At 69.9% G+C, this 14,258-nt stretch carries 22 protein-coding genes and 1 tRNA gene; 21 read left to right on the forward strand and 2 right to left on the reverse strand.

From position 1 onward, the window contains the following. Nucleotides 1-29 precede the first annotated feature (29 nt). Both ACFQMF_RS01230 and gfo6 read left to right on the forward strand, forming a co-directional pair. Entirely contained in the window at nt 30-557 is a 528-nt protein-coding gene (locus ACFQMF_RS01230) for a redoxin domain-containing protein (protein ID WP_256407298.1), read from the forward strand. A gap of 69 nt (nt 558-626) precedes the next feature. Further along, nucleotides 627-1,727 (forward strand): D-xylose 1-dehydrogenase Gfo6, encoded by a 1,101-nt coding sequence (gfo6, locus tag ACFQMF_RS01235; protein ID WP_256407299.1) that lies wholly within the window; start codon nt 627-629, stop codon nt 1,725-1,727. Between the two features lie 33 nt (nt 1,728-1,760). Here gfo6 and ACFQMF_RS01240 read toward each other — a convergent pair whose 3' ends face one another. Together ACFQMF_RS01240 and ACFQMF_RS01245 are read right to left on the reverse strand one after the other, a co-directional pair. Continuing rightward, nucleotides 1,761-2,597, reverse strand: a complete 837-nt coding sequence (locus tag ACFQMF_RS01240) for an aldo/keto reductase (RefSeq protein WP_256407300.1) — start codon at nt 2,595-2,597, stop codon at nt 1,761-1,763. A 477-nt stretch (nt 2,598-3,074) separates the two neighbouring features. Then, nucleotides 3,075-3,145, reverse strand: a tRNA-Gly gene (locus tag ACFQMF_RS01245). A gap of 101 nt (nt 3,146-3,246) precedes the next feature. Between ACFQMF_RS01245 and ACFQMF_RS01250 the strand changes: the two genes are divergently transcribed. The 19 genes from ACFQMF_RS01250 to ACFQMF_RS01340 all read left to right on the forward strand — a co-directional run bounded on the left by ACFQMF_RS01250 (nt 3,247) and on the right by ACFQMF_RS01340 (nt 14,257). Beyond that, on the forward strand, nt 3,247-4,545 hold the full coding sequence (locus ACFQMF_RS01250) for a PQQ-dependent sugar dehydrogenase (protein WP_256407301.1): 1,299 nt from the start codon (nt 3,247-3,249) through the stop codon (nt 4,543-4,545). A 152-nt stretch (nt 4,546-4,697) separates the two neighbouring features. Beyond that, the gene (locus tag ACFQMF_RS01255; protein WP_256407302.1) at nt 4,698-5,564 is read left to right on the forward strand and encodes an RNA methyltransferase; all 867 of its coding nucleotides are present in this window, start codon (nt 4,698-4,700) and stop codon (nt 5,562-5,564) included. 4 nt (nt 5,565-5,568) lie between these two features. Beyond that, a complete protein-coding gene (locus ACFQMF_RS01260; protein WP_256407303.1) occupies nt 5,569-6,585 on the forward strand; it encodes a 50S ribosomal protein L3 in 1,017 nt (338 codons plus the stop codon). Nucleotides 6,586-6,588: 3 nt separating this feature from the next. Beyond that, nucleotides 6,589-7,335, forward strand: coding sequence for a 50S ribosomal protein L4 (gene rpl4p, locus ACFQMF_RS01265; protein ID WP_256407304.1), 747 nt, complete (start codon nt 6,589-6,591; stop codon nt 7,333-7,335). Continuing rightward, entirely contained in the window at nt 7,332-7,586 is a 255-nt protein-coding gene (locus tag ACFQMF_RS01270) for a 50S ribosomal protein L23 (RefSeq protein ID WP_256407305.1), read from the forward strand. The genes rpl4p and ACFQMF_RS01270 overlap by 4 nt, the downstream gene beginning before the upstream one ends. Before the next feature lies 1 nt (nt 7,587). Next, nucleotides 7,588-8,310: a 50S ribosomal protein L2 gene (locus ACFQMF_RS01275; RefSeq protein WP_049930183.1), complete on the forward strand. Its 723-nt coding sequence runs from the start codon at nt 7,588-7,590 to the stop codon at nt 8,308-8,310. Then, on the forward strand, nt 8,307-8,732 hold the full coding sequence (locus tag ACFQMF_RS01280) for a 30S ribosomal protein S19 (protein ID WP_256407306.1): 426 nt from the start codon (nt 8,307-8,309) through the stop codon (nt 8,730-8,732). Before ACFQMF_RS01275 ends, ACFQMF_RS01280 begins: the two co-directional genes overlap by 4 nt. Nucleotides 8,733-8,734: 2 nt before the next feature. Continuing rightward, nucleotides 8,735-9,199, forward strand: a complete 465-nt coding sequence (locus ACFQMF_RS01285; RefSeq protein WP_256407307.1) for a 50S ribosomal protein L22 — start codon at nt 8,735-8,737, stop codon at nt 9,197-9,199. Then, entirely contained in the window at nt 9,199-10,137 is a 939-nt protein-coding gene (locus tag ACFQMF_RS01290) for a 30S ribosomal protein S3 (protein WP_256407308.1), read from the forward strand. The genes ACFQMF_RS01285 and ACFQMF_RS01290 overlap by 1 nt, the downstream gene beginning before the upstream one ends. Then, nucleotides 10,137-10,349 carry a 50S ribosomal protein L29 gene (gene rpmC, locus ACFQMF_RS01295; protein WP_156586269.1) on the forward strand — a complete coding sequence of 71 codons (213 nt, stop codon included), beginning with the start codon at nt 10,137-10,139 and terminating at the stop codon, nt 10,347-10,349. Before ACFQMF_RS01290 ends, rpmC begins: the two co-directional genes overlap by 1 nt. A 2-nt stretch (nt 10,350-10,351) precedes the next feature. Continuing rightward, entirely contained in the window at nt 10,352-10,810 is a 459-nt protein-coding gene (locus ACFQMF_RS01300; RefSeq protein ID WP_256407309.1) for a ribonuclease P protein component 1, read from the forward strand. Then, on the forward strand, nt 10,801-11,145 hold the full coding sequence (locus tag ACFQMF_RS01305; RefSeq protein WP_256407310.1) for a 30S ribosomal protein S17: 345 nt from the start codon (nt 10,801-10,803) through the stop codon (nt 11,143-11,145). The genes ACFQMF_RS01300 and ACFQMF_RS01305 overlap by 10 nt, the downstream gene beginning before the upstream one ends. Next, nucleotides 11,145-11,543 carry a 50S ribosomal protein L14 gene (locus ACFQMF_RS01310; protein ID WP_256407311.1) on the forward strand — a complete coding sequence of 133 codons (399 nt, stop codon included), beginning with the start codon at nt 11,145-11,147 and terminating at the stop codon, nt 11,541-11,543. The genes ACFQMF_RS01305 and ACFQMF_RS01310 overlap by 1 nt, the downstream gene beginning before the upstream one ends. A 2-nt stretch (nt 11,544-11,545) precedes the next feature. Further along, entirely contained in the window at nt 11,546-11,902 is a 357-nt protein-coding gene (rplX, locus tag ACFQMF_RS01315) for a 50S ribosomal protein L24 (RefSeq protein WP_256407312.1), read from the forward strand. Next, on the forward strand, nt 11,899-12,639 hold the full coding sequence (locus ACFQMF_RS01320; RefSeq protein ID WP_256407313.1) for a 30S ribosomal protein S4e: 741 nt from the start codon (nt 11,899-11,901) through the stop codon (nt 12,637-12,639). Before rplX ends, ACFQMF_RS01320 begins: the two co-directional genes overlap by 4 nt. Continuing rightward, the gene (locus ACFQMF_RS01325) at nt 12,632-13,156 is read left to right on the forward strand and encodes a 50S ribosomal protein L5 (RefSeq protein ID WP_256407314.1); all 525 of its coding nucleotides are present in this window, start codon (nt 12,632-12,634) and stop codon (nt 13,154-13,156) included. The genes ACFQMF_RS01320 and ACFQMF_RS01325 overlap by 8 nt, the downstream gene beginning before the upstream one ends. Next, complete coding sequence (locus ACFQMF_RS01330; protein WP_256407315.1) at nt 13,153-13,326, forward strand: 30S ribosomal protein S14; 174 nt, start codon at nt 13,153-13,155, stop codon at nt 13,324-13,326. Before ACFQMF_RS01325 ends, ACFQMF_RS01330 begins: the two co-directional genes overlap by 4 nt. A 2-nt stretch (nt 13,327-13,328) precedes the next feature. Further along, on the forward strand, nt 13,329-13,721 hold the full coding sequence (locus ACFQMF_RS01335; RefSeq protein WP_004047215.1) for a 30S ribosomal protein S8: 393 nt from the start codon (nt 13,329-13,331) through the stop codon (nt 13,719-13,721). 2 nt (nt 13,722-13,723) lie between these two features. After that, the gene (locus ACFQMF_RS01340; protein ID WP_256407316.1) at nt 13,724-14,257 is read left to right on the forward strand and encodes a 50S ribosomal protein L6; all 534 of its coding nucleotides are present in this window, start codon (nt 13,724-13,726) and stop codon (nt 14,255-14,257) included. Nucleotide 14,258: the final 1 nt, after the last annotated feature.

The following is a 14,258-nucleotide window of genomic DNA, read 5'->3' on the forward strand; positions in this document are numbered from 1 at the left end:
GCGCGCGCACCGATCCCCGTGACACCCGCATGATCGACGTCGGCGACACGGCCCCGGACTTCGCCGCGCCCGCGGTCACGGGCGAGCGCGCCGACGAGCTGGCGCTGTTCCGGCTCGTTGAGGCGCACGATGCGGTCGCGCTCTGTTTCGCCCCCGCGGACTTCGTCCCGACCTGCACGGCCGAGTTCGCCGCGGTGCGGGACGCGGGCTGGCACGACCGCGACGACCTCGCCGTCGTCGCGCTCACGGGCGACTCGCTGTACGCGGGGTTCGCGTACGCCGACCGGTTCGACCTCCCCTTCCCGGTCGTCTCGGACTTCCACGGCGGCGTCGCGGAGTCGTACGACCTGCTCGCCGACTCGTGGGAGGGGCATTCGGACATCCCGCGCCGCGCGACGGTCGTCGTCGGCGGGGACTGGACCGTCCGGTTCGCCGAGGCGACGGCAGACGCGCTCGACCGCCCGGCGCCCTCGCCCGTTCAGAACGCGACCGCGGCGCTCCGCGAACTCGGCGTCGACGTCGACCGGCCGCGGGTGAACTACGACGGGCCGTGGTGAGGGCGTCGCCGCCGCGGTCGGCGGCCGCCGTGTCGAGGTTATTTGAGGCCCCCGCGCCGACGGTCCGGCATGGAAGCCGCCTTCGCGGAGTACCTCGACGAGTTCACGCGCCGGGACTGGGAGACGCTCGACCCGACCGCCGTCACCGACCCCGTCCGAGTCGCGGTCGTCGGCGCCGGCTGGTTCGCCCGCGACTGGGCGCTGCCGGGCATCTCGCGGTCGGCGTACACCGAGGCGACGGTCGTCACCGACGTCGACGAGGACGCCGTCGAGGCCGTCGCCGCCGAGCGCGACGTGACCGGCGTCACGCCCGACGAGTTCCGGGCGGGCGCCGTCGCGGACGCGTACGACGCCGTGTACGTCGCGACGCCCAACGCGACCCACCTGGAGTACGTCCGGGCCGCCGCGGCGCAGGGGAAGGCGGTCCTCTGCGAGAAGCCGCTCGAAGCGACCCTCGACCGCGCCCGCAGGCTCGTGGCCGCGTGCGAGGACGCCGGCGTCCCCCTGATGGTCGGCTACCGGATGCAGACCGACCCCGCCGTCCGGCGGCTGCGCGACCTCCTCGACGCGGGCGTCGCCGGCGACGTGGTCGGCGTCCACGCGGCGATGTCGCAGACGATGCTCGGCGAGCTCGACGGCGACGCCGACCAGTGGCGGCTCGACCCGGCGCTGTCCGGCGGCTGCGCGGCCATGGACCTCGGGGTCTACCCGATCAACACCGCGCGGTTCGCGCTCGGCGAGGACCCGGAGCGCGTGTCGGGGCGGACCCGCTCGGAGCACGAGGCGTTCGCCGGCGTCGACGAGCACGCGACGTTCCGGCTGGAGTTCCCCGACGGCGTGGACGCGCTGTGCACGGTGAGCCAGAACGCCCAGCACGCGAGCCGGCTGGAGGTCACCGGCACCGAGGCCAGGCTCGTCCTCGACCCGGCGTTCTACGAGCGCGAGGACCGCGGGTTCGCGGTCGTCCGCGACGGGACCCGCGTCGACCTCGACTTCGACCAGGTCCACCAGATCGAGGAGGAGTTCGCGTACTTCGGCCACCAGCTGCTGGCGGACGAGCCGTTCCACCCGGACGGCGAGCACGCGCTCACGGACATGCGCGCGCTCGACGGGATCTACGAGTCGGCCGACACCGGGCGGCCGGTCGCGCTCGGCGACGACGCGGCGTGAGGAGGGCGAGCGACGACCGCCGGTCACGAGTCCCTACCGCTCGATGCCGTACACGTCGCTCGTCCAGTCGCGGGCCGGAGTGTCGTACACCGGCGCGTCGCGGTCGCGCTCGTCGAGGCGCCGCCGGTCGGCGTCGTCGAGCGCCCAGTCGAGGTCGGCGTTGGCCCGGACGTGGTCCGGCGTCGACGACCGCGGGAGCGGGACGACGCCCCGGTCGATCGCCCACCGGATCACGACCTGTGCGGGGTGTTTATCGTACTTCTCCGCCAGCTCGGCGACGACCTCGTCGCCGAACACGTCCGTCCGCGCGAGCGGCGCGGCCGCCTCGATCGCGGTGTCGGTCTCGCGGCAGTAGTCGACGAGGTCCGGGCGCTGGAACCACGGGTGGAACTCGATCTGGTTCACCGCGATCGGGACGTCCGAGACGTGGTGCGCGCAGCTCAGTTGGTACGCGCTGAAGTTCGAGACGCCGACGTCGCGGACGAGCCCGCGGTCGCGCAGCTCGGCCATCGCCCGGAGCGTCTCGCGCAGCGAGATGGCCGGGTTCGGCCAGTGGATGAGGTATAAGTCGAGGTAGTCGACCCCGAGCCGGTCGAGCGACGCCTCGCACGACTCGATCACCGACTCGTAGTTGAGGTTCTTCGCGAGCACCTTCGAGGTGAGGAAGACGTCGTCGCGGTCGTACTCGGCGAGGACCTCGCCGATCGCTTCCTCGTTGTGATACCCCTCGGCCGTGTCGACGTGCGCGTAGCCGGCGTCGAGCGCCGCGCGCACGCTCGCCGCCGTCTCGTCGTCGTCGAGGTCGTACGTGCCCAGTCCGAGCGCCGGCAGCTCGGCGCCGCTCGGGAGCGTCTTCGTTGGAACGGTCACACGCACGGGTTCGACGGATCGCCGATTGAAACTACCGGTCGGCGAACGATGCCCCGACGAAAACCTATGCCGTGGCGCGCGCCCGTGAGCGCCCGGCTGGCGCGAACGGCGCGTGCGAGGGAGTCGCTGGCTCCCGGAGCGAAGCGGAGGGTGCCAGCGACGAGGCTGGGGAGGCGTGAGGTGCGGTCGCTGTGCGGTGCCGTGAGAGAAACCCGATCCGTCAGTCGGGGGTCGCGACCGTTACGAGACCCTCCAGAACTCGCCTCGTGTGATTAAGAACGGCACCGGCCGAGACTCCCCGCGAGCAGCGCGAGCGGGGAGTCAGGCCGGTGGATCTTCGAGCGCAGCGAGAAGATCCACCGGCCGAGATTTGAACTAGGGAAAGACGGTCCTGCTCGCTCGCTCCGCTCGCTGCGCGGGCTGCGTCTTTCTGAGTTCAAATCCCTCTCGGTGATTTTGCTCACTCCGTTCGCAAAATGCACCGGCCGAGATTTGAACTCGGGTTGCAACCATGGCAAGGTTGCGTGATACCACTACACTACCGGTGCGTGCTTCGCGTCTGCACATAGTCCGAGTCGGAGATATAAGGGTTCCGAACGAGGGTCGGCGGAAGGGTCATCGGTGCCGCGGTCCCAGACGCACCCGAACGATGACCGACACCTCCGACCGCATCGACAGACGCACCGCCCTCCGCGCCGCCGTCGGGGTCACGGGCGCCGCCGCGCTCCCCGCGGTCGCCGGCTGTCTCGGCGACGGCGAGGGCACCGGCGCGGACGGTACCGATGGATCCGGCGACGGCTCCGACCCCACGCCCGACGACGGCGCCGACGTCGACTACGCGGTCGAGACCGTCGCCGAGGGGTTCGAAAGCCCGTGGGGCCTCGCGTTCCTCCCGGGCGACGGCCGCCTGCTGGTCACCGAACGGCCCGGCCGACTGTCGCTCGTCGACCCCGCGGACGGGAGCGTCGAGGCGGTCGCTGGCGCGCCCGAGGCGTTCGCGGCCGGACAGGGCGGCCTGCTCGACGTCGCGGTCCACCCCGATTACCCGGACGACGCGCGCGTGTACCTCACGTACTCGGCGCGCGCCGAGGACTCGCCCGCCGGCGGCGACGCGGACGGCGCGACGACCCACGTCGGCGCCGGCCGGCTCTCGCTCGACGGCGGCGACGCCCCGACGCTGTCGGCGTTCGAGGCGGTCCGCGTCGCCGAGCCGTTCCGCGACACGGACCTCCACTTCGGCTCGCGGGCGACGTTCGGCCCCGACGGCGCGCTGTTCGTCACGGTCGGCGACCGGCGGGACACCGACTTCGGGCCGGACCACGTCTCGCAGGACCGGTCGAACGAGCTCGGCGCGACGCTCCGGCTGACCCCCGACGGCGACGCCCACCCCGACAACCCGTTCGTCGGCGAGCCGGACGCGGCGGACGCGGTGTACAGCTACGGTCACCGGAACCCGCAGGCGATGGCGGTACGGCCCGAGACGGGGGCGGTCTGGCAGTGCGAGCACGGCGAGGAGGACGGCGACGAGATCAACGTCGTCGAGCGCGGCGGCAACTACGGCTGGCCGATAGCCAGCGAGGCGTGTCGGTACGGGACCGACGACCCCGTCGCGCCCGGCCACGACGAGCGGGACGACGCCGTCGCGCCCGTCCACTACTGGCCGTGCGGCTCCGGCGGGTTCCCGCCGAGCGGCGCCGTCTTCTACGACGGCGACGCCTTTCCCGAGTGGCGCGGCGACCTGTTCGCCGGCACGCTCGCCGCGCAGTACCTGGGTCGGTTCGCGGTCGAGGGGGCGGGCGCCGCCGGCGCCGACGTCACCGAGCGCGACCCGCTGCTCGCCGACCGCGGCTGGCGCGTCCGGGCGCTCGCGGTCGAGCCGGCCACGGGTCACCTCTACGTCGCTGTCGACGACGCGGACGCGCCGGTCGCGCGGATTGTCCCGGACTGAACCGCGGCGGTCGCACTCGGACCGTGCGACGGACTCCCTCGATCGTCGCCCGAATCGCCCGCCAGACCCCGTGTGAACGCGCCACAGTCCGAAATCCGGACCGCTATCCTTTTACGGTGCCGTCCGAAATCGAGGGGTACAGTCTCGCCACGATGCGTACCGAAGACGGACTCACGATCTGCGTCCCGTCTTCGGTCGTCCGGGAGGCCGAGGACGATCGCGAGGCGACTCGCAAACTCGGCTACGTCGCCCGCGCGGCGGCGGTGTTCCGGGCGGATCGACTGGTCGTCTTCCCGGACCGGGAAGGCGAGCGGCGACGGGGCGGCGAGTACGTTCGGACCGTGCTGGGGTACGCCGCGACCCCTCCGGGGCTCCGCAAGGACCTCTGGGGGGAGCGCGACGAGCTCCGGTACGCCGGCGTGCTCCCGCCGCTCCGCGTGCCGTGGCGGACCGGCTCGACCCCGAACGGGGGAGAGTCGAAAACACAGGGACTCGTGACCGAGGTCGGACCTGAAGGCCGCGTCCGGGTCAATTCCCCGCTGCGGGAACACCCGATCTCCCTGCTCGTCCCCTCCGGAACGGAGGTCGAGCGGGGGGAGCGCGTCACCATCAGGGTCTCTTCGAGAGAACCGGTCCGCGCCCGCATCACCGGGAAGCCGGAGGACGGCTTCCAGGTCGTGGCCGCGGACCTGTCGGAAGCGCTCGCCGGCGACGGACTGGCCGTCGCGACGTCGCGACACGGGGAGGAACTCTCCGTCTCGCGGCTCGGCGGCATCGTCTCGGACGCGCGGGAGGCCGGCGGCTACGCCGTCGCCTTCGGCGCGCCCGAGCGGGGGCTTCCGGAGATGCTCGGGCTCTCGCCCGACGACATTCGGGCGGCCGTCGCCGACGGCCGTCCGGTCGAACCCGATCCGGGGTTCGACCTCTGGCTGAATACGATCCCGGCACAGGCGAGCGAGGTCGTCCGAACGGAGGAGGCTCTGTTCGTGACTCTCGGCTCGCTCACACTCACGGAGTAAACACATGCCACAACCAAGCCGACCACGAAAAGGCTCGCTGGGCTACGGCCCGCGCACCCGCGCAGACCGAGAGGTCCCGCGCATTCGCTCGTGGCCAGACGACGACGGAGCCCCCGCGCTGCAGGGGTTCGCCGGCTACAAGGCCGGAATGACGCACGTCGTGATGGTCAACGACGAGGCCAACTCGCCGCGTGAGGGGATGGAAGAGTCCGTTCCCGTCACCGTCGTCGAGACGCCGCCGATGTACGCGGTGGCCCTGCGTGCCTACGAACAGACGGCGTACGGAAAGAAGCCGGTCGAAGAGGTCTGGGCGACCGAGTTCCACGAGGAGCTCGACCGCGCCCTCGACCTCCCGGCGGAAGACACCTTCGAGGAGGACGCCGAGGAGCTGCGCGCGTTGCTCGACGACGACGTCGTCGACGACGTCCGCGTCATCACCCACACCGTCCCCTCGGAGCTCGCGAACGTACCCAAGAAGAAGCCCGACGTCATGGAGACCCGAGTCGGCGGCGGCTCCCTCAAGGAGCGCGTCGACTTCGGGCTCGACCTGGTCGGGGAGGGCGGCGCCCACGAGTTCGGCGACGTCTTCCGCGCCGGTCAGTACACCGACGTCTCGGGCATCACGAAGGGGAAGGGGACCCAGGGTCCCGTCAAGCGCTGGGGCGTCCAGAAGCGGAAGGGCAAACACGCCCGCCAGGGATGGCGGCGCCGGATCGGCAACCTCGGTCCGTGGAACCCCTCCCGCGTGCGCTCCACCGTCCCCCAGCAGGGGCAGACCGGCTACCACCAGCGCACCGAGCTCAACAAGCGCCTCATCGACTTCGGCGAGGGCGACGACGCCTCCGTCGACGGCGGCTTCGTCAACTACGGCGAGGTCGACGGCGAGTACGCGCTCATCAAGGGCTCGCTGCCCGGTCCGGACCAGCGCCTGCTTCGGTTCCGCCCGGCCATCCGGCCGAACGACCAGCCGCGCCTCGACCCCGAGGTCCGGTACGTATCCACCGCATCCAACCAGGGATAACACATGAACGCAACAGTACACGACCTGGACGGCGGGGACGCGGGCAGTATCGAGCTGCCGGCGATCTTCGAGACCGCGTTCCGACCGGACCTCATCGGTCGGGCGGTCTCCGCCGCACAGGCCAACCGGAAACAGGCCTACGGCGCCGACGAGTTCGCCGGGCTGCGGACTCCCGCGGAGTCGTTCGGCTCCGGGCGCGGGCTCGCACATATCCCGCGCTCCGAGAACGTCGCCCGCCGCGTCCCGAGCGCCGTCTCGGGCCGCGCCGCGCACCCGCCGAAGGCCGAGAAGGACCAGAGCAAGAAACTGAACGACAAGGAGCGGCAGTTCGCGATCCGGTCGGCCGTCGCGGCCACGACCGACGCCGAGCTCGTCGCCGAGCGCGGCCACGCGTTCGACGACGACCTCGCGCTCCCGCTCGTCGTGAGCGACGAGTTCGAGGACCTCCAGAAGACCCAGGACGCCCTGGGCGTGCTGGAGGCCGTCGGCGCCGACGCCGACATCGAGCGCGCCGAGGAGGGCCGCTCCGTCCGCGCCGGACAGGGCAAGGCCCGCGGCCGCAAGTACAGCCAGCCGAAGTCCGTCCTCGTCGTCACCAGCGAGGAGCCGTCCCGCGCCGCCCGCAACCTCGCGGGCGTCGACGTCGCGACCGCGGGCGAGGTCAACGCGGAGGACCTCGCGCCCGGCGGACACCCGGGGCGACTCACGCTGTGGACCGAGAGCGCCGTCGAGGAGGTGGCCGACCGATGAACTCCGTCATCGAGCACCCGCTCGTCACCGAGCAGGCGATGAACGAGATGGACTTCAAGAACAAGCTGCTGTTCCTCGTCGACGTCGACGCGACGAAGCCCGACGTCCGCGAGGAGGTCCAGGACCGCTACGACGTCACCGTCACCGACGTGAACACGCAGGTGACCTCGAAGGGCAAGAAGAAGGCGACCGTCACGCTCTCCGAGGACGACGACGCGACCGAAATCGCCTCGCGCATCGGGGTGTTCTGAGATGGGACGACGAATCCAAGGACAGCGGCGTGGACGCGGCGGCCCGACGTTCCGGGCCCCCTCCCACCGCTACAAGGCGGAACTGTCGCACAAGAAGCTCGAAGACGTGGACACGGTCACCGGCGAGATCGTCGGGATCGAACACGACCCCGCCCGCTCGGCCCCCCTCGCGGAGGTCGAGTTCGAGGACGACGACCGTCGGCTCGTGCTCGCGCCGGAAGGCGTGCGCGTGGGCGAGACGATCCAGGTCGGCGTCTCGGCGGAGATCAAGCCCGGGAACACGCTCCCGCTGGCCGAGATCCCCGAGGGCGTCCCGGTCTGTAACGTCGAGAGCAACCGCGGGGACGGCGGGAAGTTCGCGCGCGCCTCCGGCGTGTCCGCGACGCTTCTCACCCACGACCGCGACGTCGCGGTCGTCCAGCTCCCCAGCGGGGAAGTGAAGCGGCTCGACCCGCAGTGCCGCGCCACGATCGGCGTGGTCGCGGGCGGCGGCCGGACGGAGAAGCCCTTCGTCAAGGCCGGCAACAAGCACCACAAGATGAAGGCGCGCGGGACCAAATACCCGCGCGTGCGCGGCGTCGCGATGAACGCCGTCGACCACCCCTTCGGCGGGGGCGGTCGCCAACACCCCGGCCAGCCGAAGTCCGTCTCGCGGGACGCCCCGCCGGGACGGAAGGTGGGTGACATCGCATCCAAGCGCACCGGACGAGGTGGCAACAAATGAGTTCCAACTACCGAACCGGCCGCGAGGGCAAGGAGTTCGCCTACCGCGGTCACTCGCTCGACGAGCTGCAGGAGATGGACGTCGAAGAGGTCGCGGAACTGCTCCCCGCACGCCAGCGGCGAAGCATCGTTCGCGGCCTCGGCACCGAACAGCAGAAGCTGCTGGAGACGGTGCGGAGCCGCGACAAGGAGACGACGGCGGACGACCCGATCCGGACGCACCTGCGCGACATGCCGGTGCTGCCGGAGTTCGTCGGCGTCACCTTCTCCGTGTACAACGGACACAGCTTCGAACGCGTGCAGGTCGAGCCCCAGATGATCGGACACTACCTGGGCGAGTTCCACCTCACGCGAAGCACCGTCGAACACGGTCAGGCCGGCATCGGCGCGACCCGGTCCTCGAAGTTCGTGCCCCTCAAGTAACAATGGGAATCAACTACAGCGTCGAGGCCGACCCGGAGACCACCGCCAAGGGGATGCTCCGCGACCGGCCCATCAGCGTGAAGGACAGCAAGGAGATCTCCCGGGAGATCAAAGGCGAGACCGTCGCCGACGCCGAGGAGTTCCTCCAGGAGGTCATCGACGAGGAGACGTCGGTGCCCATGCGCCAGCACAACGCCGGCGCGGGCCACCGCTCCGACATCGACGGCTGGGACGCGGGACGGTACCCCGAGAAGGCCGCCAAGGACTTCCTGAAGCTCTTAGAGAACGTCAAGAACAACGCGACCGAACAGGGGTTCGACGGCGACGAGATGGTCATCAAACACGTCGCCCCGCACAAGGTCGGCGAGCGACCCGGACGGAACCCGCGGGCCGCGGGCGCCACGCAGTGGAACACCACCCTCGCCGATGTCGAGCTCATCATCGAGGACCCGGAGGCCGACGACTAATGGCTGACGAACACCAATTCATCGAGGACGGCCTGCGCCGTTCACAGATCAACGAGTTCTTCGCGGACGAGCTCGGCCGAGCCGGCTACGGCGGCATGGACGTCGCCAAGACGCCGATGGGCACGCAGATCGTCCTGAAGGCCGAGAAGCCCGGCATGGTGATCGGGAAGGGCGGGAAGAACATCCGCAAGATCACCACCGAGCTGGAGGACCGCTTCGACATGGACGACCCGCAGATCGACGTTCAGGAGGTCGACGAGCCCGACCTGAACGCCCAGATCGTCGCGGACCGTCTCGCGAACGCCCTCGAACGCGGCTGGTACTTCCGGAAGGCCGGTCACACGACGATCGACCGGATCATGGACGCCGGCGCGCTGGGCGCCGAGATCGTCCTGAGCGGGAAGGTCACCGGCGCGCGCTCGCGCGTCGAGAAGTTCAACCGCGGCTATATCAAGCACAACGGCGAGCCCGCGGAGGAGGTCGTCGACCACGGCCAGGGCGTCGCGGTGATGAAGCTCGGGACGATCGGCGTCAACGTGAAGATCATCCCGCCGGGCGCGCAGCTCCCGGACGACTTCGAGGTCCGCGAGGACGCCGAGGTCCCGGAGGTCGAGCAGGCCGCCGCCGCCGGTGACGACGAGGGCGTCGAGGCGCTCCTCGAAGAGGAGCCCGAGGAGGTCCCCGACGTCGGCGCGGACGACGACGACGTCGAGGTGCCCGACGAGGACCCGACCGACCTCATCGACGAGGAGGTCGTCGAAGAGGTCGTCGAGGAGACGCAGGACACGGCCGCGGAGGCGACCGACGTCGCCGCCGAGGAACCGGTCGGCGACGCCGAGGCGGACGACGTCGACGAGCTCGACGAGGAGATCGAATCGGAGGCGGCGGACCTGGTCGCCGAGATGGAAGCCGCGGACGACGAGGAGGAGGACGAATAATGGCGATCCTCTACACCGACGAGATCCGCGACATGACGGCGGCCGAGCGCCAGGTCGAGCTCGAGGAGCTGGAGACCGAGCTGCTCAACTCCAAGGCGCAGCGCGCGGCCGGCGGCATGCCGGAGAGCCCGGGCCGCGTGAAGGAGCTGAAGAAGACGATCGCGCGGATCAAGACGATCCAGCAGGAAGAAGGCGACTTCGAGGACGAATAACGATGATATCCCCCGACACGCTCGTCCGGCACGAACTCGTCGGCCTCCCGGTTCGGGTGGCCGACGCCGCCAGCGACGCCCACGCGGGCGTCGCCGGCCGCGTGCTGTCCGAGACGTTCGGCACCCTCGTGGTCCGGACGCCGTCGGGGGACAAGCGCGTGCCCAAGTCGGGCGCGACGTTCGAGTTCGGCGTCGTCGAGACGCCGACCGCTCGCACAGATGAAGCCGCCGACGGCGCGCAGTCGTCGGGGTCCGCGTCCCAACTCGGGTCGGATACTACGGGGGTCCGCCCCCGTCAGTCTGGCCCGTCCGGGTCCGAAAGCGTCGTCACCGGTGACGGCGCGGATCCGGCGAGCCACCGCGGCGAGTGCAAAGACGCGGTCTACGTGACGGTGGATGGCGATCGGTTGCGGCATCGGCCCGCCGAACGCACCGAACGAGGTGTCACACAATGGCGATAGGAATCGACGTACCCACGCCTCCGGAGCCAGACAACCCGGAGGATTACGACTACGAGAAGTGCCCGTTCCACGGGCAGCTCTCCGTCCGCGGCCAGACCCGGGAGGGAACGGTCGTGTCGACGGATATGGAAAAGACCGTCATCGTCGAGCGAGAGTACGACGTGTTCGTACCGAAATACGACCGGTACATGAAGCGTCGCTCGCGCATCCCGGCCCACGTGCCGGGCGTGCTCGACTCGCTCGAAGTCGGTGACGAAGTGACGATCGCGGAGACGCGACCGCTCTCGAAGACGAAGTCCCACGTCGTCGTCGAGAACCTGTCGGGTGATCGGTGATGGAGGCCCTCAAGGCCGACGTCACGCAGGGGCTCTCGAAGGGCTCGCTGATCGCGTGCGCCGACAACACCGGCGCCCGCGAGCTGAAGGTGATCTCCGTGTCGGGCTACTCCGGCACGAAGAACCGCCACCCGAAGGCAGGTATCGGCGACAAGGTGACCGTCTCGGTCACCAAGGGGACCCCGGAGATGCGGCGGCAGGTGCTGGAGGCGGTCGTCGTCCGCCAGCGCAAGCCGATCCGCCGCCCGAGCGGGACCCGAGTGAAGTTCGAGGACAACGCGGCCGTCGTCATCGACGACCTCGAGGAGCCGCGGGGCACGGAGATCAAGGGCCCCGTCGCCCGCGAGGTCGCCGAACGATTCGGGAGCATCGCCTCGACCGCGACGATGATCGTCTGATCATGACGAAACAGCCACGCAAACAGCGAAAACGGTCGGAGACCGCGCCGCTCCACGAGCGGCAGAACCAGGTCCGGGCCACCCTCACGGACGACCTCCGCGAGGAGTACGGACAGCGCAACGTCCGCGTCAACGCCGGCGACACCGTCGAGGTGCTTCGCGGCGACGCGGCCGGGACGGAGGCGGAGGTCGTCGCCGTCGACCTGTCCGCGGAACGGATCACCGTCGAGGACGTCACCGTCGAGAAGGCGGACGGGGAGGAGGTTCCCCGTCCCATCCCGGCGAGCAACGTCCGGGTGACCGATCTGGACCTGGAAGACGACCGCCGTGCGGCGCGGCTCCGGGAGGACAACGAATGACGCGACACCAGAAGCGACTGTCGGTACCGAACTCCTGGCCGGTCGAGCGCAAGACGAACACGTTCACCGTGAAGGCGGGCGCGGGCCCGCACGGCGAGGCGGGCGTTCCGCTCGTCGTCCTGCTGCGGGACGTGCTCGGCTACGTCGACTCGACGAAGGAGGCGCGCTACGCGCTGAACAACGACTCGGTCCTCGTCAACGGGGACGCGGTGTCGGACGAGCAGCGTCCGATCGGGATGTTCGACATCCTGGCGTTCCCCGAGCGCGGGGAGTTCTTCCGCGTCTTCCCCGACGAGGGCGGTCGGCTCGCGCTGACCCCCGTCGACGAGGAGGCCGCGGGCAGCCGGCTCGGGAAGATCACGAACAAGACCGTCGTCCCCGGCGGCGCCGTCCAGCTGACGCTCCACGACGGGGCGAACGTCCGCGTCGACGACGACGCGCCGTACGACACCAAGGACTCGATCGTCGTCGACAACGAGTCGAAGGAGATCGTCGCCCACTTCGAGTACGAGGAGGGCGCCCTGGTCACCGCCGTCGCCGGCCAGCACGCCGGCCGGATCGGCGAGGTCGACGACATCGACGTGACGCTCGGCTCGGGCTCGAACACCGTGTACGTCGACGACGACGACGGCGGCTACGAGACGGTCGAGGAGTACCTCGTCGTCATCGACGAGAACTTCACGGGCGAGGAGGACGACGCGACCGACGCCGAGGAGGCGGGTGATTCGGATGAGTGAGTCCGAGAGCGCCGCCCACGAGATGCGCGAGCCGTACCTGGAAAAGGTCGTCGTCCACATGGGCGTCGGGCAGGGCGGTGAGCCGCTCGCCGACGCCGAGGAGATCATCGAGGAGATCACGGGCCAGCAGTCGGTCCGGACCACCTCGAAGCGCACCATCGCCGAGTTCGGGATCCGCAAGGGCGACCCGATCGGCGTCAAGGTGACGCTGCGGGGCGAGGACGCGCACGACTTCCTCGCGACCGCGCTCGACGTCGTCGACGTCTCGCGGAGCCAGTTCGACGACACGGGCAACCTGAGCTTCGGGGTCGAGGACCACACCGACTTCCCGAGCCAGGAGTACGACCCGAACATCGGCATCTACGGGCTCGACGTGACGACGACGATCGTCCGGCCCGGCTACCGCGTGTCGAAGCGGGACAAGGCGACGGCGTCTATCCCCGCGAACCACCGGATGACCGTCGAGGACGCGGCCGCGTTCCTCGAGACCAACTTCGACGTAGAGGTAACGGAATGAGCGAAGCGAACAACGACACGGGCGAACACGCGGCGAAGCGCACCGACTCCCGGCACAGCTGCCGGCGGTGCGACCGCGAGCAGGGGCTCGTCGGGAAGTACGACATCAACCTCTGCCGGCAGTGTTTCCGCGAGGTCGCCCGAGACATGGGATTCGAGAAGTACAGCTAATCATGACAGGAAACGATCCATTCACCAACGCGCTCGCCGGCATGGACAACGCCGAGAGCGTTGGCCACCTGTCGTACACGGTTGAGCCCGCCTCCAACATCATCGGCTCCGTCCTCGAGGTCCTCTACGACCGCGGGTACGTCGACGGCTTCGAGTACGTCGACGACGGGAAGGCCGGGAAGTTCGAGGTCGAACTGAAAGGCGCGATCAACGAGTGTGGCGCCGTCAAGCCCCGCTACTCCGCGGGCGCAGACGAGTTCGAGAAGTGGGAGAAGCGATACCTCCCCGCCCGCGACTACGGGACGCTCATCGTCACGACGAGCCACGGCGTCATGAGCCACTACGAGGCCCGCGAGGAGGGCATCGGCGGCCAAGTGATCGCATACGTCTACTAACAATGAACAGAGTCGAAATCGAGATTCCGGACGACGTCTCCGCCGAGACCGACCACCTCGAACTCACCGTCGAGGGTCCCAACGGGAGCGTCACGCGACGCCTCTGGTACCCCGACGTCGAGGTCACGGTCGAGGACGGTGTCGTCGCGATCGCCTCCGAGAGCGAGGACGCGAAGACGAACGCCACGGTCGGCACCTTCGAGAGCCACGTCGCCAACATGATCCACGGCGTCACCGACGGATGGGAGTACACGATGGAAGTGTACTACGCCCACTTCCCGATGCAGGTGACCGTGGAGGGCGACGAGGTCGTCATCGAGAACTTCCTCGGCGAGCGAGCACAGCGACGCACCCCGATCCGCGGGGACACGGACGTACAGGTCGACGGCGAGACGGTCACGCTCTCGGGCTCCGACAAGGAGGCCGTGGGGCAGACCGCCGCCGACATCGAACAGCTGACGAAGGTGACCGACAAGGACACGCGCGTCTTCCAGGACGGCGTGTACATCGTCGAGAAGCCGACCGGAGGTGCCTAAC

The organism is Halorubrum rutilum, from assembly GCF_042665015.1.
GTDB lineage: Archaea > Halobacteriota > Halobacteria > Halobacteriales > Haloferacaceae > Halorubrum > Halorubrum rutilum.